This window comes from Peptidiphaga gingivicola, assembly GCF_001652275.1.
In the GTDB taxonomy this organism is placed as follows: domain Bacteria; phylum Actinomycetota; class Actinomycetes; order Actinomycetales; family Actinomycetaceae; genus Peptidiphaga; species Peptidiphaga gingivicola.
In genome coordinates this window covers 271944-289871 of sequence record NZ_LVZK01000001.1, presented here as the reverse complement: position 1 = coordinate 289871, position 17928 = coordinate 271944, and the positions used below count along the sequence as shown (strand labels likewise).

Annotated in this window: 16 protein-coding genes; 6 read left to right on the top strand and 10 right to left on the bottom strand. The window is 65.0% G+C overall.

The features are described 5' to 3' along the window. Positions 1 to 14 precede the first annotated feature (14 nt). From A4H34_RS01220 to A4H34_RS01210, 3 genes are read left to right on the top strand one after another with little or no spacing between them, the layout of a single operon-like run. A complete protein-coding gene (locus A4H34_RS01220) occupies positions 15 to 1160 on the top strand; it encodes an acyl-CoA dehydrogenase family protein (RefSeq protein ID WP_009198295.1) in 1146 nt (381 codons plus the stop codon). A gap of 4 nt (positions 1161 to 1164) precedes the next feature. Next, on the top strand, positions 1165 to 1728 hold the full coding sequence (locus A4H34_RS01215; protein WP_064230797.1) for a hypothetical protein: 564 nt from the start codon (positions 1165 to 1167) through the stop codon (positions 1726 to 1728). 28 nt (positions 1729 to 1756) lie between these two features. Further along, entirely contained in the window at positions 1757 to 3007 is a 1251-nt protein-coding gene (locus tag A4H34_RS01210) for an L-lactate MFS transporter (protein WP_009198297.1), read from the top strand. A gap of 697 nt (positions 3008 to 3704) precedes the next feature. On the opposite strand, the gene A4H34_RS01205 is transcribed toward A4H34_RS01210, so the two are convergent. The 5 genes from A4H34_RS01205 to A4H34_RS01185 form a co-directional block, all read right to left on the bottom strand. Beyond that, positions 3705 to 4670 carry an aldo/keto reductase gene (locus A4H34_RS01205; RefSeq protein WP_064230796.1) on the bottom strand — a complete coding sequence of 322 codons (966 nt, stop codon included), beginning with the start codon at positions 4668 to 4670 and terminating at the stop codon, positions 3705 to 3707. A gap of 315 nt (positions 4671 to 4985) precedes the next feature. Beyond that, positions 4986 to 6116 carry a 2-hydroxyacyl-CoA dehydratase subunit D gene (locus tag A4H34_RS01200; RefSeq protein ID WP_064230795.1) on the bottom strand — a complete coding sequence of 377 codons (1131 nt, stop codon included), beginning with the start codon at positions 6114 to 6116 and terminating at the stop codon, positions 4986 to 4988. Positions 6117 to 6118: 2 nt separating this feature from the next. Then, a complete protein-coding gene (locus A4H34_RS01195) occupies positions 6119 to 7450 on the bottom strand; it encodes a 2-hydroxyacyl-CoA dehydratase subunit D (protein ID WP_156510199.1) in 1332 nt (443 codons plus the stop codon). 11 nt (positions 7451 to 7461) lie between these two features. Beyond that, positions 7462 to 8256: an acyl-CoA dehydratase activase gene (locus A4H34_RS01190; protein WP_009198303.1), complete on the bottom strand. Its 795-nt coding sequence runs from the start codon at positions 8254 to 8256 to the stop codon at positions 7462 to 7464. A 29-nt stretch (positions 8257 to 8285) separates the two neighbouring features. Beyond that, the gene (locus A4H34_RS01185; RefSeq protein ID WP_064230794.1) at positions 8286 to 9518 is read right to left on the bottom strand and encodes a CaiB/BaiF CoA transferase family protein; all 1233 of its coding nucleotides are present in this window, start codon (positions 9516 to 9518) and stop codon (positions 8286 to 8288) included. Positions 9519 to 10258: 740 nt separating this feature from the next. Here A4H34_RS01185 and A4H34_RS01180 point away from each other — a divergent pair. Both A4H34_RS01180 and A4H34_RS01175 read left to right on the top strand, forming a co-directional pair. After that, positions 10259 to 10474 carry a ribbon-helix-helix domain-containing protein gene (locus A4H34_RS01180; protein ID WP_009198306.1) on the top strand — a complete coding sequence of 72 codons (216 nt, stop codon included), beginning with the start codon at positions 10259 to 10261 and terminating at the stop codon, positions 10472 to 10474. Between the two features lie 31 nt (positions 10475 to 10505). Beyond that, the gene (locus A4H34_RS01175; RefSeq protein WP_231870909.1) at positions 10506 to 10823 is read left to right on the top strand and encodes a type II toxin-antitoxin system PemK/MazF family toxin; all 318 of its coding nucleotides are present in this window, start codon (positions 10506 to 10508) and stop codon (positions 10821 to 10823) included. A 282-nt stretch (positions 10824 to 11105) separates the two neighbouring features. On the opposite strand, the gene A4H34_RS01170 is transcribed toward A4H34_RS01175, so the two are convergent. Then, complete coding sequence (locus tag A4H34_RS01170; protein ID WP_064230793.1) at positions 11106 to 11690, bottom strand: LURP-one-related/scramblase family protein; 585 nt, start codon at positions 11688 to 11690, stop codon at positions 11106 to 11108. A 262-nt stretch (positions 11691 to 11952) separates the two neighbouring features. Between A4H34_RS01170 and A4H34_RS01165 the strand changes: the two genes are divergently transcribed. After that, entirely contained in the window at positions 11953 to 12543 is a 591-nt protein-coding gene (locus tag A4H34_RS01165; protein WP_009198310.1) for a hypothetical protein, read from the top strand. A 34-nt stretch (positions 12544 to 12577) separates the two neighbouring features. On the opposite strand, the gene A4H34_RS01160 is transcribed toward A4H34_RS01165, so the two are convergent. The 4 genes from A4H34_RS01160 to A4H34_RS01145 all read right to left on the bottom strand — a co-directional run bounded on the left by A4H34_RS01160 (position 12578) and on the right by A4H34_RS01145 (position 17778). Continuing rightward, complete coding sequence (locus A4H34_RS01160) at positions 12578 to 14029, bottom strand: amidase family protein (protein WP_064230792.1); 1452 nt, start codon at positions 14027 to 14029, stop codon at positions 12578 to 12580. Positions 14030 to 14445: 416 nt separating this feature from the next. Then, entirely contained in the window at positions 14446 to 15237 is a 792-nt protein-coding gene (locus A4H34_RS01155) for an exodeoxyribonuclease III (protein WP_009198312.1), read from the bottom strand. Between the two features lie 19 nt (positions 15238 to 15256). Next, the gene (locus A4H34_RS01150) at positions 15257 to 16177 is read right to left on the bottom strand and encodes a XamI family restriction endonuclease (protein ID WP_064230791.1); all 921 of its coding nucleotides are present in this window, start codon (positions 16175 to 16177) and stop codon (positions 15257 to 15259) included. Then, entirely contained in the window at positions 16174 to 17778 is a 1605-nt protein-coding gene (locus A4H34_RS01145) for an Eco57I restriction-modification methylase domain-containing protein (protein WP_231870908.1), read from the bottom strand. The genes A4H34_RS01150 and A4H34_RS01145 overlap by 4 nt, the downstream gene beginning before the upstream one ends. Between the last annotated feature and the right edge of the window lie 150 nt (positions 17779 to 17928).

The following is a 17928-nucleotide window of genomic DNA, read 5'->3' as shown; positions in this document are numbered from 1 at the left end:
AGGTTCAATGAAGAATGGACTTCAGCCTCAGCGAAGAACAGCAGCTTCTGCTGGAAAGCCTTGACGAAATCCTCGACCAGTACGCGTCCCCGGCGTACGTGGCCGAGACGGATCGCGAGCATCGCCAGCCCGTCGAGTTCAAGCGGGCCATGCAGGAGGCGGGCTTCCTCTCCCTCGGAATTCCCGAGGAATACGGCGGCACGCCGGTGGACATGGTGACAATGTGCCTCATCGGGGAAAGGGTGGCCTCACGCGGCCTCAACCTCGGATACGCCACTGAGATCCTCCAGGTCCTCGACATCCTCGAGTTCGGCTCGCCCGAGCAGCGCGAGTCGGTCCTGGGCATTTTGCAGGACGGCGGCGTCCCCTTCGCCCTCGCCTTCACCGAGCCGCAGGCGGGATCGGATTCCTCGGCCATGAAGACGACCGCCGAGCATCGGGACGGAAAGGTGCGCTTCAACGGAACGAAGACCCTCATCACAAACGCCGTCGACACGAAGTACCTCCTGACCATGGCCGTCAACCCCGACGCCGAGGATCCGCGCCGCGCCATCTCGATGTACCTCGTTCCCACCGACGCCCCCGGCATCGAGATCTCCCCGATCTCCAAGATGTGCTGGCACACCGCGGACTCGTCGGAGATCTACTACAACGACGTCGAGGTCGACGAATCCTGCCTCGTAGGCGTCAAAGGCGAGGGCTTCAAGCAGCTCATGAAGAACTTCGAGCTGGAGCGGATCATGACGGCGACCCAGTCCCTCGGCCTGGCCGAGGCGGCCTTCAAGGACGCCGCGGAGTACGCAGCGACCCGCGTGCAATTCGGCAAGCCGATCGGCTCGTTCCAGCTGGTGCAGGAAAAGCTGACGGACATGGCCATCAAGATCGAGAACATGAAGAACTTCATCTACCACTCGGCCTCGATGGTGGACAACGGCACGCTCGACCGCAAGCAGGCCGCTATGTGCAAGCGCTACTGCTCGATGGCCGCCTTCGAGGTGTGCGACGACGCCCTCCAGATCCACGGCGGCATTGGCGTGACCGAGGGCGTGCGGATCGAGCGGCTGTGGCGCGACGCCCGCGGGCACCGCTTCGGGGGCGGCACCGACGAGATCATGGTGCACGTCGTCGGCCGCCAGATCGTCAAAGAGCACACGAAGTAGGGCCATGTCAGCCGTCGTTTCGGCCGAGGAGGCCGCGCATCCGGCCTCCGGCGCAGCCGGAGGGGCGACGCCCTTCGCCCTGCCGCGCTTGAACGGGGAAGCCCTCGAACTCGCGAGGGCCTGCGCGCGCGGCGGCGTCTCGAAGCCCTCCGGCAAGGCGGCGGGCTCGGGCGGCTTCGTCGGCGCCTCCCAATCGGCCAAAACGCTCGTATTCGCCGGCGCGTTCGCCGCGGGACGGCTGAAGGAGGGCAACGGCAGGGCGGTCGTTGCGAACGAGGGCAGGGCAAAGAAATTAGTCAGGGACGTCGAGCAGGCGAGCTTTTGGGGGTCGGCCGCCTCGAAATTTGGCCGGCGCGTCCTTCGTGTCGCTGAACGCGCGGTCTTCACGCTCGACGGCGAGCGCCTGACCCAGCGCGAGGTCGCGCCGGGCGTCGGTCTGCGGCCGGACGCCCTTGACCAGATAGAATTCACGCCGGAGATCGACGACGATCTCAAAGAGACGGGTCCGGGGGCATGTGCCGAAACCCGGGGCGGGCTCGTGAGCGTGATGGATGAGAAGGCCGCATGACGGCGGCTTCCACTCGAAAGGTTATTCAATGTCAGAAAAAGTTCGATACAACCGGTGGTTGATTCTGGCGGCGTCGTGCCTGCTGGTTTTCGCCACCGGGTGCACCTACATATTCTCGGTGCTTAAAACGGCTCTGGAAAAGGAATTCGGCTCGGACGACGCCGTCATGGCCTATTCCGTGCTCAACGCCATCTCGCCGATCCCGATGATCCTCGGAGGCTACTTCGTGGACCGCGGCAAGACCCAGCTCGTCGCGCTGGCCGGAGGCACCCTGTGGGGGCTGGGATGGCTGCTCGGCGGGCTGTCCGGCTCGGGCTCCATGTTCATCCTCTGCTTCGGCGTGATCGGCGGCCTCGGCCAGGGATTCGCCTACACCGCCGCCCTCAACAACACGATGCGCTTCTTCCCGGATCGCCGCGGAATGGCTGCGGGCCTCATAACCGGCGCCAACGGCGGCGCCGCGATCGTCATGGCGCCCCTGGCCCGCTGGATTCTCGACGACCAGGGGATCGTCACCACGATGAGTGCCTTCGGCGTCGCCTTCCTCGCGGTCGCCGTCCTCGTCGCCCTCACGCTGCGCCAGGCTCCCGCGAACTACGCGCCCGAGGGCTGGACTCCTCCGGCCCCGGCGTCCGGAGGCCCGGCGGCCGAGGCGAAGAACTTCAACTGGCGGCAGATGTGCATGACTCCCATGTTCTGGCTCATCTTCGTCATCTTCGTCTGCGGCGCCTTCTCCGGCCTGCTCATCGTCGCCAACGCCTCCCCGCTCGCGCAGGGGATGTTCGGCTATTCGAAGTCCGAGGCGGCCTTCATCGTCTCCGTCTACGCCTTCGCCTCCCTGGCGGGCCGGATCTGCTTTGGAACCGTCTCCGACAAGATCGGCCGGGTGCGCACCGTGCAGATTATCTTCATCCTCGCAGCCCTCGGCCTGATCTCGCTGATCGTCGGCAAGGGCGACCACAACGTGCTGCCCCTCGTTCTCGGCATCTTCGCCGTCGGCATGGGGTACGGCGGCATCATGGGCACCATGCCTGCCCTCGTCATGAGCCAGTTCGGCCCGAAGAACCAGGGGATCAACTACGGAGTCGCCTTCAGCGCCTTCGCGGTCTCCGCAATCTTCGCACCCAATCTGGGGGCCAAGATCGGCAAGAGCAACGGCGGCGACTACTCGCAGGCGCTCGTCATCGCCATCGTCGCGGCGGCGGTCGGCCTGTGCGCGGCCATCGCCTACCAGGTTGTGGCTGCAAGGCTCGAACGCCGAGCCGCGGCGCAGCAATAACCGCGGCGCCAGTGCCGCAGCGCAGCGGGAAGCTCCGCAGGATCCGCCGTTCGGCCGCGCCCCGCCGGGAAAGTCGCGGCCGAACGGCGTATCCGCAAAGTCACCGCGTGCCCGAGCGCACGGAGGCGATTTCTCGTTCGGTTTGCCAGTCCGCGTTTCGCAGGGGCGTCTAGCGGCCGCTTTCTCGGACGACGCCGTTGGCAGCGCCCCGCAGCCAGATCTGCTCGCACTGGGTCGCGGCCTTGGCCGCCGTCGCGCTGCTCCCAGAGTCAGCCAAAGGCCGAGCGCCCCGACGCTGATCGGCGCTGCGGCGACCCACGTGAGGGATGCGCCGTCGTCGCGGGCCGCCTCGATTGCCCGCCGGAAGTCCGGGCCCCCGAAAACCAACCGGTCCGCTCGGCCTCCCGCGCGACTGCCCGCCCCGCCCCGGCGACGGACCGCGCTGGGCGTATGCGGTCCCGGACCCGCACACGCCAGGACCGCACGCTCAGCCACTATAGACCGGGGCTCGCGGGATGCGCGCATTCTGAGGCGGGGACAGGAACCTCTAACCTCAGTCCCCGCGTCCCCCGCGGGCGCGGCTTCGTGCCCTCCGGGTTGGCGTTGTAGTCGTTCGGGTACCCGCGTCCCCCGCGGGCGCGGCTTCGTGCCTCGCCTGTGGAGGGACCTCGGTAGATCATTCCCGCGGGGCGCGGCTTCACGCCATTGGTGCGGACGCCGCGTCAAGGATCGCTGCCTGCTCGGCGGTCAGCTTCAGGTCGAGGGCGGTCAGAAGATCGGGCAGCTGGCCGACTGTCCGGGCAGAGGCCACCGGGGAATCCACTCCCTTGGCGTGCTGCCACGCCAAGGCGACGCTCGCCGGACTAGCGCCGAGCTGGGCCGCGACGTCGTCCAGAGCCGCGAGCACGGCGAGCCCCTCTTCCGTCAGATATCGCGCCGCCGCCCCTCCGCGCGCCGCATTCGTCTTGGCACCGTCTTCGCTGCGGTACTTGCCCGTCAAGAACCCGGAGGCCAGGGCGAAGTAGCTCTGCGCGGCCATGCCGTGTTTACGCGCGAGCGGCAGGTAGGAGGCCTCGAAGCGCCGCCGCTTGACCAGGTTGTAGTGCTGCTGCAGGATCGTCGGCTTGTGCAGGCCGTTCTCTTCGGCGCAGCGCAGCCATTCCTCCATCCGCTCGGGCGTGAAGTTCGACAGGCCGACGGCTCGTGCCTTTCCGGCGTCGACCAGCGCGGAGAACGCTTCGGCCATGTCGGGAATCGCAACGGCGTCGTCGTCGAAGTGGGCGAAGTAGACGTCGACGAAATCGACGCCGAGCCGCTCGAGCGAAGCGTTGCAGGCCGCCGCGACGTTTTTGGGCGAGAGCCCCTCGAATTGCGGGTGCCTGGCAACTTTTGTGGCGACGACGACGCCCTCGCGCCCGCTGCCCTTCGAGTATCCGCGGGCCGCGAGCCATTGGCCGATCGTCTCCTCCGACTCGCCGCCCCGGTTGCCTGGCGCCCAGGCGGAGTAGGCGTCTGCCGTGTCGATCGTCGTTCCGCCGCCCGCGAGGTACGCGTCGAGCACCTCGAAAGACTCCTCGCGCGTCGAGGTCCAGCCGAAGGTGTTGCCGCCGAGCGTGATCGGCGAGATCGAGACGCCCGTCGAGCCGAGGGGGATGTTCTTCATCTGTTTCTCCTTTGAGGTCGATGCCCTTTGTTTAAGCCTACCCGCCGGCCGGGGAGGTGCGGCCCGCTCTGGACCCGGGGCAGACATCCCATTGCGGCGGACGCCGCCTGGCCCGCCCTTTGCGACGGCTTGCCCTTCGCCCCGTCCAGCCCTTTGCAACTAACGCGGCCCGCGCAGCGGACGCTCTGCGGCGTCGATGCGCGGGCCGGCGATGCCTCGGGTCAAGCCGCGCCTCGTCGGGCTCGGCCCTCCGCCTGCGCGCATGCCAGACAATCCGGACGGCCCTTGGGCGGAGTCGAAACCTCGGCCTTTCGCCTACGCGTAGGCGAGGACGTCGTGGAAGGTCTCGAGCGCGGTCTGCGCCTGGTCGAAGCGGTCCATCTGGCGGTCGACCTCAATCGTCACTTCCTTGAGCCCGGCGTCCATCACGGCCTTGCGCAGGCGCGGCAGGTCGAACTCCTCCGGGTCGCAGAACTTCGTCAGCACGATGAGCACGCCGTCGGCCCGCCGCTCCTTGGCCAGGTCTACGAGCGCGACCTCGCGGTGGCGCTCGGGGTCGAGCAGCATCGAGACGTCGCCGGTGTTCGTGAACTTCGCGACGAGCCTGTCGAGGTTGCTGGGCCCGGAGGCCGGCGCGTCGGTCCGATACTGGCCGGATTCGGCGACGACGTCGTCCCCGACGATCGTCATCGAATTCTCCTCCAGGATCTTGAGAAGGTTGAGGTTGTCGACGAGGATGCCCGAAGTGACGATTCGCGTCTTCTTCGTCTCGACCTCCATCGCGGAGAGTTCCCGGACCATTTCCCGCACGAGCTTCGAGTGGTCTTCCTTGAGCATGAACCACGCGCTCTTGAAGACGTTGCGGCGGATGGTCGGGGTGACGCAGTCGTGCGACGCCGCAGCGACCGAGAACTGCCGCATGAGGTGCGAATGCTCGTTGTAGACCTCGATTGTCTTGCCGAGGGCCTCGTCGGAGAATTCGGCCCCGGTGCAACGCTCCAGATCGCGGATGACGCGCTCGTAGCCCTCCTTGGTGAATTGCTGGCCGTAGGCGGGCTTGCGGTTCTGCGGGTAGGTCATCGGGATGTACGGCACGCCGTCCACCCCGTGCTGCCAGTTCTGCGTGAGCGCCTTGAGGGTGTCGCACAGAGTGGGGATGATGACGGCGGACATTCCCTCGTACTTCTTCATGAGCGCGAGGTCGAGGACCGTCTGCACGATCCCGCAATAGAAGGTGGGGAAATACGTGCGGGCGCGCGTGACCTTCGCGTCGGCGCCCCACATGCCAAAGGGCGCCATGCCCATCGCATGGACCAGCTCTTCGGGCGTGAACTCGGGGACGCAGCCCACCACTTTCTTCCCCGAATCGAGGAAACCCTGGAATTGGCCGCGCGGGTCGTTGGCGATCCTCGCGAATTCCTCGGCCAGCTCTTCGAATCTCGACATGATTAGAATCCCATCTCTTCCATGACTTCGGCCAGGCCCTGCACGCGAGTCTCGTACTGGGCCTCGGAGAAATTGCGGGGGTCGGCCTGGTCGCCGTCGAACGAGGCCAGGGGAATGGAGCACTCGGCGCACACCTGGCGCGATGCCTCGGACATGAATCCCGACCACAGCTTGCACGAGCGGTTCGTGTGCACCAGCATTCCCTGGACGTTTTGGCTCTTGACCAGCTCGATGCGCTGGTCGCGGGCCTTTTCGAGGTTCACCGAGTTGGGCACCGAGCAGTAGGCGCGGATGAGCCCGTCGAAGTCCTCGTACAGCATGCCGAAGGCGACGGCGTAGATCGTCGCCACGGTGTTCATCCCCAGATCGCGCAGGGCCGTGTTCGTGACCCTCAGGTGGGGCCAACAGGCGATGCCCTCGAACATGATCCGGTGCTTTTCTTCGCCGCGGAACGTCGTCTTGCCTTCGGCGACCGCGGCCTCGATCTCCTTGCACAGGGTTTCGAAGGCCTCTGCCGCCTCGACTTTTCCGCGTGCGCATACGGCGACGGCCATGTGGTTCATGAGGTCGAAGCCGTTGTAGGGCGCCGGGGTGTGCTTGAGCAGGCTGGCTGCCTTGAGCCAGGCGCGCGACGTGCGGTTGGAGATTGCCATGACCTCGGCGAAGCGCTCTTCCGACCAAGTTTTCCCGGTGATCTCCTCCAGCTGGCGGATCGCGTCCATGAACTGCCCCTTGACGTACTCGATCTGGGCGGGCGAGACGTCGTAGTCCGGGTTGAACGGGACGTCGATCATGATCATCGGTATGTGGAGCATCTTGGCGAGCTCCTCGTACCACTTCGTCATGGTGTTGCAGATGTTGTTGCAGCACAGCATGAAATCCGGCATGGGGATGGGCTGCTCTTCGGCTTTGCCGGTCATGGCGACGCCCAGGTTGACGCGGGCGTACGCGCACAGGTCGTTCGAATAGCCCGCCGCCTCGGCGATGTTGCACATGCGTTCGCCGCCGCCCCGGGCCGCCGTGGCGGCCGCGTGGTTCTCGGGGTAGCAGACCTTCACGCCGAGCGTCTCGAAAATCTCCTGCGGGAAGTTCGAGGCGCACCAGCCGACTTTCTCACCCCGCTCCTTCGCCTCCAAAGCCGACTTGTAATGCTCGGCGACGATCGCGTTGAGCTTGTATTTCGCCGAATTCGGGTCGAGTTTCTTGCGCGGGCGGGCCGGCGCCTGCTCTGGCGCCTTGGCTTGCGCTTGGTCCGGCGCCTGCGCGGAGGTCTGATCGGGCGCTTGGCCCGCCGCCTTGGAGGGCTGCTGCGCCGCCGTTGTTTGTTGTGCCATCGCACTTCTCCTTACAAACGAATGATTCCGTGTTCCGTCTCCCACGCGTACAGAGCGGCGCCGAGCGCCCCCATGTACTGCGCGTTGGGAGGGCAGACGATCTGAAGTCCCAGTTCTTTTTCCAGCGCGTCCCGCACGCCGCCGTTCTTGGCGACGCCGCCGCTCATGCACAGGGTGGGCGTGATCCCCACGCGCATGACGAGCGAGGCGAAGCGGGTTGCGACCGATTGGCAGATTCCGGCGACGACGTCTTCCCGCTTCTCGCCCGAGGCCAACTGGGAGATGACCTCGGACTCGGAGAAAACGGTGCAGGTCGAGGAGATCTTCGAGGGCTTGGCCGCCTTGAAGTACTCTCCTTCGAGCTGGGCGACGTCGAGCTGGAGAATCCTCGCCATGACGTCGAGAAAGCGGCCGGTGCCGGCCGCGCATTTGTCGTTCATTTGGAAGTTGGTCATGATCCCGGATTCGGTGATGGACATGACCTTGGCGTCTTGGCCGCCGATGTCGATGAGCGTTCGCGCTTCAGGCACCTGGGAGAAGACGCCTTTGACGTGGCACGACAGTTCGGAGACCTTCCTGTCCGAATCGGGGAAGATCTTCCGCCCGTAGCCGGTGGCCACCGTCTTGGAAATGTCTTCGCGCCGCACGCCGACCTGTTCGAGGACCTCGGAGACGGCCTTGGTCGAGCCCTCGGTGCCGATTCCCTCGGTCACCAGGGACATGCCGAGAATGGCCCGATCGTCGTCGATGACGACGCATTTCGAAGTGGTCGAGCCGACGTCGACGCCCAAATAGCTCTTGCTCATGCTTCCTCTCATTCCCTGCGCGTCGGCCCTCACTCGCTCCACACGTAGAGGGAGCCGTCGGCGAGCATCTTGTCGATGCGCTCCTGCGAGTAGCCGTGCTGGCGCAGAATCTCGGGGCCGTCCTCGCCGGGGAAGCGCCCGCGGGTGTAGACGGGCTTGCCCTGCTCGGCGAAGCGGACGGGCTGGTGCACCAGGGTGCGCGTGTTGCCGTTCTCGTATTCGAAGGCGGTGAAGCAGTCGTTGTCCCAGGCCTGCGGGTCGTCGAGGATGTCGGTGAGCGACTGCGCCAGGGAGAAGGGGATGTCTGCCTCCACCAGCGGGGTGCGCCATTCCTCGACCGTCCTCGTCTTGAACGTCTCGGAGATGAGCTTGTGCAGCTCGGGCCCCAGGCCGTTCGCCTGCAGGTTCTGGATGGGGAAGTAGCGTTCGTCGTCGGCGAGCTCCGGGTGGCCGATCGTGGCGATGAAGACCTTGAAGTACTGGTTGTAGTTCGGCATGCAGGTCTGGATGTAGCGCCCTTCCTTCGTGGGCCACGAGGACAGCAGCGGGTTGTCGTAGTCGCTGGAGTCGATGGGGAAAGCCTTGCCGATGTCCTTGTATTGCGCCGCCTGAATGGCCATGCCGAGGTTGAAGACGGCGGTTTCGAAGAGCGAGGACTCGACCTTCTCGCCCTGCCCGGTCTCCCGCGCATGGTAGAGCGCCGCGAGGATGCCGGCGGCCAGGTTCATTCCGACGTTGTGGTCGCCGGTTCCCGGGACGACGTTCATGGGCAGGCCGCTCTTTTGGCGAAGCGTCTCCAGGTAGCCGCCGCGGGCGAAGAAGGCGGTGAAGTCGAATCCGGGCAGGTTCTTGTCCGGCCCGTTCTCGCCGTATCCCGTGCAGATCGCGTAGACGAGCTTGGGGAAACGCTTTTTCAGGCTCTCGTAGTCAAGGCCCTGGCGCTCGAGCGGGCCTTGGCGCCAGTTTGTGATGAGGACGTCGGCGTCTTCGAGCAGTGCGAAGAGGGCGTCGCGCCCTTCCTCGGATTTCGTGTTGATGGAGATGTTGAGCTTGTTGGCGTTCTCCAACTCCCACGTGGTGTTCTCGTGCCAATCGAGGGGCCGGCCTTCCGAGGGGGCCGTGAATCGCAAGGGGTCGCCCTTGGCAGACTCGACCTTGATGACCGTTGCACCCTGGTCGGCCAGGAAACGGCCGGCCGTGGCGGCCGCGATGAAGTTCGCCAGTTCGATGACTTTGACGCCTTCGAGCAGCTTCTTTGACATTCCGAGGTCTCCTTTCGGATCCGCGCGCGGATGTGTCGCCAATGAGCGTCTGCCGGCTCCGTCCGTGCGGTGAACGGCGTCGTGACGCCTCGCGCGGCTCCTTCCTGATTTAGTTTGTATGCGTATGGAAGTTTTTAGGGCGTCGGATCGCCCGGCGGGCGGCTTGCGCTTTCTGCCGGAGGGCTCAGCCAGACGTGCGCGGCTCGTCGCTGAGCACGCACGGCTGCGTTGCCGGTGAACCTCTATTCCGCGGCGTCCGTCCCGACCGACGGCGCCCGATTGGCTGCGTTCGCCCGGCGAATCGCCCGTCTTTGGCCGAATGCCGCGGAATAATCCCTGCTTGATCACGCTAACACCGAGGCCGGGGAAGCCCCGCAACCTTTGGTCCCAATTCGGACCGAATCGGTCCGCTAAAGGGGTGTGCTATTGGAGTTATTTGGCGACATTTCGCTCAAAAACCATAAACGTGAGGGTTTTGTGTCATAAATCGACGTCGCGCGGCGGCGCCTGCAGGGGCATCCGTTTTCCGACGCATTGGCGCGGCGGCGCCTGTGCGAAGCCGTCCGGGCGGAGGCTTTGACCGGGGAGGCGGAGGGCTTGACTGGGAAGGGGGAGGCTTTGACTGGGGGCGGAAGCTTTGGCCGGAAGGGGGAGATCTTGTCCGGAGAGGGCTTTCACCGGAAGCGCGGATGCTCGAAACGAGGTATCCAAAACGGTATACCTATTGCTAGAGTTTTCTGATGGTTACAACAATCAAGGTCCCCTCGGAGCTTCGCGACCGCATCAACAAGGGCGCGCGAGAGCAGGGGTTGAGCGCTGCGAGCTTCATCGAGCGGCTGCTTGACGGATACGAGCGGCGTCAGAGGATGGAGGCGTTCGGAAGCGCGATTCGCGAGGCGGACGCGGCCTACTGGGACGAGTTTCGGGCCTGGGACGTCGCCTCGAGCGACGCGTGACATGGTTGGCGGCCTTTGCAGAGGCGCGGTCGTGTGGGCCGAGTCGGACCCGACGCACGGCCGCGAGCAGGCGGGGCGCCGCCCGGCCCTCGTCGTCGCCGGGGACCTCTATCTCGAGCAGGCCGATACGCTTGCAATCGTCGTCCCTACAACGACGATCCGCCGCGGTTGGCCGAATCACGTTCTGTTGCGGGGGCCTGAGCTTGTTCTGCGTCGTCCGACGTACGCCATGACCGAGCAGCCGCGGACCATATCGCGCGAAAGGATCGTCGACGTCGCCGGAGTCGTGGATGCGCGGACGATGGCGGAGGTCGATATGTGGCTTCGCGATTTTCTCTCCTTGGGGTGAGCCGAAGCTTCGCGTCGGGGCGCTGCCCGCGGCTCGCTTTGGTCCGGGCCGGCGGTTTGCGTCAAGCCGCCCGGGGTCTGCTGCGCGCTCCGGTCCGGGAAGGTGGCTTACGCGAATCGCAATGGGAAACCGTCAAACTCGGGAGGGCGCATTCGGGCATGAAGCGACTCCTGTCATAAGGCAATGCGTTCGTTCCATTTGCCGGAGCCGCCGCCCACGAGCGCGATGGCGGGAGCCGATCAGTTCGGAGCGGTTCGGGCCCGTCCGTGTGCGGCGCTCCGATCATGCCCAAGAGTTTGCTGACGCAGCGGCCTTTTGATCCATGAGGTCCAGTGCGACCATCCCGCCGAGCACCGCCAGCCGCTGAATCTCAGAGGCGCTTGTCTCGAAGGCGAGGGCGTAGCGGCCGCTGCCAGCCGGGCCAATGGCGAGGCTCGGCCTTCCGCGCGCGGAGCTTGCGACCAGGGCGTCGCCGTCGGCGGACTTGACCTTGAACTGGCGGTCGAGGAAACTGCCGTGCAGCGTCATCGGAGCCTCGTCGACCGGTTCGATCGACATCTCGCGGACGAAGCACGCGTACCTTTCCTTGACGCCGGCCAGAAGCGCGCCGTCGGGGTGGTTCACGGAGTAGGCGTCCCTGCCGAAGTTCTGCATGGCGCTCACGTGGATGACGACGGAGCCGTCCGCATCGACGACGTCGAACTTGCAAGGCGACTTTGAGGAACGAGGTTGCGTGGAATCGGTTGATATGATATTTCCAACAATATTTCCATCGGCGTCTTCAATGGTGAATTCATCGGATATGGAGGGCCTGATCTGCTGCATGACGAGAAGATCGCGTTCGGCAATGTTCTGCTGTGCTTCCATAGTTCACACATTAGCGTCATGTTCCGCCCGTGGACAGGGCGTTCGTCCGATGCGAGCGAACGATTCGCGCGTCTTCGCGCGTATCAGGTCGCGATGGCGGTTCATCTCACAGAAGTTCATGCTCTCTGGCGGCCGTCTGGGATGACGGGAAGCATGTAACTTCGCTGGCGGAAGGCGTCGCATTCACGGGGCAGTTCTTGTGAATTAAATAGGAATCGTCATAAGTGGTGATTTTAGATTTAAAGTCACGTACCGTCGAAGAATGTTAGAGCATTACATAAACATGAATAACGAATCCGTTGCTCTGGAAGGCGACAGGCTCATCATGCGGCGGCGCAGTTTTTCATCGTCCAGCGATTTCTCCATCGAAGGCAAAGACGGGGCCGTCGTTGGTCAAATCGTCGGTAAAGACAGCCGAAAGCCCCGGCCTTTCGGGAGATTTCGCGAGTTCGAGATTGTTGACGCATCTGCCGACGTCCTTGCTTATGTCAGCAAGGTGCGAGTTCCCGGCGCCCGAGGAGGCTATGCCCTTACGCGGCAGGACGGTTCCCCTCTTGCGGCGATCGTGTGCGCAAATTCCCCGGCAACCGTCATTTTCATTGAACCGGCTGACGGTTTGCCGATGGAGTTCCACGCCGAAAACTTTCGCCATCGATTCGACATAAAATCCATGGACTCCAAAGCGTCTGTCGTTCAGGGAAGTTATCGGCTGACCGGCGGTGTAGAGTACACGCTGAATTTCGCTCCAGGCGTCTCCCGCGACTGGCAGGTGTTGGCAATCGCGGCGGCGCTGGCGTTCGATATCTCCCGACGCTTCGGAACGCAGTTTTTCCGTAAGGCCACGGGAGGCTGAGAAGCGAGAAGATCCCCCCCCGGGGAAGGCGGGGTCAGAAGCCCGGCGGCGTCGGCCAAGGCTCGTCCTTCTCGAGCTGGGCGGCGAGGGCGAGAAGCAGGCCTTCGCGGCCGGGCCGAGTCACGAGCTGCATGCCGATCGGCAAGCCTTCCGCGCTCACTCCGCCGGGAATCGACAGCGCGGGATGGCCCGTCACGTTGAAGATCGACGTGTTGGCGACCATTGGCGTGCCCCGGAAGATCGAGGCGAACGTGCTTCGGCTCTCCAGCCAGCCCAAAGGCCGCGGAAGCACCGGAATGGTGGGCATCGCCAAGACGTCGGCGGTGGGGAGGAAGCGCTCGTTGAAGGCCCGGGCGATCTTCTCGCCGCGGCGTTCGGCGAATCTTGCCAGGCGCGTCGGAATCAGACGGCCGACGGCGGCGATGCGGCGGGTGTGCCTCTCCAGCTTCTCGGGCGCCTCAACCGAGTCGGCCTCCGTTGCCATGCCGGAGAGGAACTGCAAAATGAAGGCGTCGGTGGGCACGGGCCACGCTGCGTGCGTCTCGCGAACGTCGTGGCCCAGGCGCGCGAGCCTCTGGATCAGTGCGGTCAGCGCGCGATCGACCTCGGGGTCGTTCTTTAGCCCCGGCATCGGGGAACGCCCGGTCCAGGCGATCCGCAGCGGTCCGGTTCCGCGTGCGACGACGTCGCGATACGGCTCGCTCAGGGGCTCGGCCTGCCACCGGTCCGAAGGCAGGCTGCCGGCGATGGCGTCGTAGAGCAGCGCCGAGTCCGCCGCCGTGCGGCTCAGCCCGCCGAAGGTTACGAGCGCGTGCCAATGCTGCGAGAGCGGCGCCATCGTCACACGGCCGCGCTCCGGCTTGAGCCCCAGGATTCCGCAGCACGCGGCGGGCAGGCGAATGGAGCCGCCGCCGTCGGCGCCGAGGGCGATTGGGGTCATTCCCGCAGCCACGGCCACAGCCGAACCGCCCGACGAGCCCCCGGGGGAGAAGTCGCGCCGCCACGGATTGAGGGTGGCGCCGTAGCGGTCCGAGATCGTTTCGGAGCAACGGCCGAACTCCGGCATCGTCGTTTTGCCGACGACGATCGCGCCTGCGGCGCGCACGCGGCGGATCACTTCGCTGTCGGCTGCGGCCGGCGACGGGTTTCCGCTGCCGCCGAGGGTGGTCGGCAGACCGGCGACGTCGAACTCTTCCTTCACAGCGATGGGCACGCCCGTCAGGAGCCTTCCCGTGTCGGCGGTTGGACGGGAGTCCGCACCGGAGGCCTTCCGTCCCTTGGCTTCGCCGGCCAGTTCGGCGTCGAGCCGGTCGGCCTCGGCAAGGGCCTCCTTGGTTCGTACAACGGTGAAGGCGTTGAGCTCTGGATCGAGGCGGCCGATGCGTTCCAAAGACGCTGCTACGAGCTCGCGCGCGGTCCAACGCCCCGACCGCACTCCTTCGGCCATCTCGCCTGCCGACAGTTGCGTGAAAACGTCCTCGTTCATAACCGTATTCTAATCTCCATACGCTTCCAGGCGGCACCCGTCTTCAACGAAAGCTTGTTGCTCTTCAACGAAAGCATGTTGCGTAAAATCGGCGCTTGAGCGCTCGCCTTCAACTGTCGCCTACTTTCAAGCGCCCGTCTTCAACCGGTTTTCGCTAGCGGGAGACATTCGCTTTTAGGCGACATTGGCTTGTAGGTGATATTGCCTTATAGGCGACATTGGCCTACAGGCGACGTTGGCTTATGTGCGGCGCTCGCGCCTGGCACGCGCTTCGGGCAAGGCCGCGCCTGCGGCTATGCGCCTATGCCGCAGCCTTCTGTCCGTCCCTTTTACGCGGCTGGTGCAGCGCGGGACCTCGAAGTCGCGGACGAGCGTCGAGCGTCCGTCCCTTTTACGCGTCGGGTGCAGCGGCTCTCTTACGCGAGTTCGACGACGACGGGCACGTGGTCCGAGGCCCCTTTGCCCTTGCGCTCATTGCGGTCGATGTGCGCCGCGGCGACCCGCCCGGCCAAAGCCGGGCTTGCCCACGCGAAGTCGATCCGCATGCCTTCGTTCTTCGGAAAGCGCAGGCGCTGGTAGTCCCAGAAGGTGTAGGGGGCTTCGGTCGCGCCGCGCGTGACTTCCGCGAATCCGGCGTCGGCGAAGGCGTGGAAAGCTTCGCGCTCGGGGTCGCTCGCGTAGAGCTCGCCTCGGAAGAGCTCGGGGTCCCACACGTCGGCGTCGCTCGGGACGACGTTCCAGTCTCCCGCCAAGAGGAGCTGGGCCGAGGAGTCCTCGGCGAGCTGTGCGCCCGCGGCCCGCCTCAATGCGGCGAGGAACTCTAGCTTGTAGGGATAATGCGGGTCGTCGAGCGCCCGGCCGTTGGGCACGTAAAGGCTCCACACGCCGACGCCGCCGCACCGCGCGCCGATCGCCCGTGCCTCGACTTTCGGCTCGGCGCCTTCTTTGCCGAAGGCGGGCTGGCCCTCGAAGCCGACGGTCACCTCCTCGATTCCCACGCGCGAAAGAATCGCCACGCCGTTCCATTGGTCGAGCCCGTGGGCGGCGACTTCGTATCCGGCGGCTTCGAACTCGGCGGCGGGGAACTGGTCGGGGCGGCACTTCGTCTCCTGCAGCAGGAGGACGTCGAGGTCCCAGCGCTCGAGGACGGCGAGCGCCCTTTCATGCCGCGCCCGAATTGAGTTGATGTTCCACGTGGCGATGCGCATGCCCCAAGCCTACATGTGCCTAGTTTTTCGTGCTTTCGATGAAGGAGATCATTGTTTCCAGTTCGTGCGACCAAAAGATCGTCAGGTCGTTCTTTTGGGCGCTCAGCAGATTGTGAACCTTGAACACTCCCGAGAGCACCGCCGCCGGTATGCAGGAGGCGGTGCCGAATTCTCGCAGCCAGACCTTTGCCTTGACCGCCGCGTCGTTGTTGAGCCGTTTGACCGAATTGGTCGAAGAGTTGCTGACTTTGCATTCGGTTGGCATCGCCCGGCCGTCCCAAAGGCCGATGACGAGATCCGCCTTCCTTCCGCCGAACAGAGATTCCTTGCAGAACTCTCCGGGGCCGGGAATCCGCGAGAAATTGTCGACGCTGCGGCGTTCGACTTCGACGTATCCACTCGCAAGAAGGGCCTTCGCGACCTCGTCTTCTTGCAGGTTCTTGGCCGCGCTGCGGCGCGCCGTCTGAACTTTCTGATTGGCGATGAGGGCGGCGGTCGAAACTATGGCGGCCGTGTTCTCTTCGGCTGTGGGCATGCGATTCTCGCCGAGCCACGGAAAACGTTCTCGGTCAAGTCCCAACAAGACGACGTCGATGATGCTCTGCGCGGCCCCGGGGTTCTTCTCTAAATACGAATGGCTGAGCTTGGCGTCGGTCAGGACTTTCAGATCGTCTTCGCTGACCGAGGGCGAGGTCAGGTAGCGGATCTCGGTGAGGTAGCCGTGCCTGGTCAGCAGCTCGTGGGCTTGGTCGCGAAGCCGTGTGAGACAGCAGGTCTTTTCGAAGATGTCTTCAATATTTCGGCGATGCGCGTCGAAATGGTCGAGATACAGCTCCAAGGGCTCCTGGACGCGTGTCTCGCGAAAACGCGAAATCGCCTTCGCCGAGTCGGCAGAAAGCTCCTCTTCGGACCAAAGCGGCGGCTGTGCTTGCGGGTTCACGGCTCGGTCCCTTCCGCCAGCCGGTCGAGGTTTGGAACGGGAATGCGCTCCATCTCCCTGGGCTCGAATTTCACAAGCCCGCCGGCGTACGTTCTGCCTTGGGACAGATTGACGCTTGCGCGCAGAGCGTCTGCTAGGCGGTCGAGGAGCGCGGGGCTCATCGGTGTTCGCGGATAGACGCCGTGCGCGATGTTGATGTGCCGGGCATCAATGTCGTTGCGCACGAAGGCCGGGGGGCGCCGGGCCATGTACGTCGCGAGGATTGGCGCGGCGTCGCGCAGTCCCACGCTCCACCACGCCTTGCGATTGGCTGCGATGTATCCCTTGTCCACGCCTTTCAGTTGTGCCTCGCGCAGAAATTTGTCTATTTGCCGGCGTTCCTCGGCGTTGAAGACGTCAAGGTCCCACGGAAGGTCGATGACATTGCGCAATCCTTCCCCGGAAGTCAGCCGTTTTCCCGCCGCGAACAGTTCGCGGGCCTTCGTCACGCTTGGGAAAAGGACTCGCTCGGGGAGGTCGGAAGCGGCGCCCCGCCTTACCCACACTCTGTTTGCCCCGGTGACCGCGCCCCGGTGAACGCGGCACAGCTCGCCAAGTTCGACGTACCCTTCCGGCAGTCTGGGGGATGGGCGCGTCAGAACGGACCATTTGTCGGAGACGGCGAGCCGTTTGCGGGAGACGCCGCGTCCGCCTTCGAGCCGGCCAAGCTGCCCGACGGACCTCACGCGGCGGAGTTTGACGGCTGCCGGTGAGTCCCCGATCTTGAAGCATGTGATCATGCCTGTTGTGGCGACGTCGTCGAACGGCAAGACGCTGGCGTCGATGAGATGGAGCGATTGGCCGCCCAGGCCGTCCAAAAGAAGGTCGCGAACGAGCTTGCCGTAGTTGACGTCGAGCCATTCCGAGGATGTGATGAAGGCGCCGTAATCCCCGGGGCGGGCATGCTCGGCGGTCGCCAAGAAGAAATGGACGTGCAACCCGGCGAGTTTGCTGGCCTTCAAACCGTGCCGTTTCGCCGTGGCCGCGAACCATTCCTTCCATTCGGGCGATATCGAGTGGTGACGCACGTAGGGCGGATTGCCCAGGAAAAGCGTGGAACCGTCTGCCGGGGGGAGGCTGAGCGTGCGAAAGTCGCTCACACGGACCTCAGCGCGATCCGCAAGGCCGCACGCCGCAAGGTTTGCCCGCAACATCAGCGCCGCGAGGGGATCGACGTCGACGCCGAACAGGCGGGCCTCGGGAAAGCTCTTGGCCGCGGCCAGAAGATAGCGGCCGGAGCCGGCGCCGGGGTCGATGACCCGCGTCGGCGAGCCGTTGGCTGCAGCCCAAGCGGTCATCGCTTCGACGATCTCTTGCGACGTGTAGGTTTGCCCCAGCGGGCGCCGCAGTTCCGCCGAGTGGACGCGGCAATAGGCCGTTCCCAGGGGATCGCGGCCGGCTCGGATGAGATCCCGGATTTCGGCCAGGTCGGAACGCGAAGGCCTCGGCGCGTTGCATGCGTCGACGATTCGCGATTCCTCGGGAGTGAGCGCGTCAGCATGCTCGGCCGCCAGTGCGGCCGCCGCCACGATGAGCGAATCGCGAGTCGAAAGAACGTCCATGCCACTAAGCATCTCATTCGCCTCCGACACTTTTCGAGAAGCTGACGGCCGCCGTCGCCCCTCGGCGTGAGAAAAGACGAGGCCGACTAGTCCCGCCGCGCGACGTCCCGCCTCGCGATGCCTGCTAGGCGCGCCGCGTGATGTTCCGCC